1 protein-coding gene is annotated in these 468 nt (G+C 70.2%); it reads left to right on the top strand.

The annotated features are described in order from the left end of the window. Positions 1 to 468, top strand: a 468-nt coding sequence (locus AB4Z27_RS29535) for a VWA domain-containing protein (RefSeq protein WP_441646049.1), incomplete at both ends; no start/stop codon positions are given.

Below are 468 nucleotides of genomic sequence, written 5' to 3'. Positions count from 1 at the left end.
CGCCAGCACGGCGCTGGGCGATGCCATCGGCCTCGGCATCAAGCTGTTCGACGACAGCCACGCCGCGGAGAAGGTGATGATCGTGCTGACCGATGGCAACGACACCGCCAGCCGCATGCCGCCGGCGCAGGCCGCCGAGATTGCCCGCACGCGCGGCGTGGTGGTCCATACGGTGGGGATCGGCGACCCGGCGGCCACGGGCGAGGCCAAGGTCGATCTGGATATGCTCAAGCGCATCGCCGGTAGCACGGGCGGGCGCTATTTCTTCGGCGCCGACCAGAACGCGCTGGCGGCGATCTACGCCACGCTGGACCGCGTCAYCCCGCATCAGGAAAAGACGCTGAGCTGGCGCCCGCGCCGTGAGTTGTTCATGTGGCCGCTCGGCGTGGCCGTGTTGATCGTGCTGGGCTACCAGCTGGCGATGGCCGCCTACGCGCGCTGGACCTTCCGCGCCGCCCCACGCGCCTC

It is taken from the genome of Cupriavidus sp. KB_39, from assembly GCF_052114485.1.
Classification (GTDB): Bacteria; Pseudomonadota; Gammaproteobacteria; order Burkholderiales; family Burkholderiaceae; genus Cupriavidus.
Note: the sequence above shows the minus strand (reverse complement) of the source record. Positions and strands in the feature narration are given on the sequence as shown.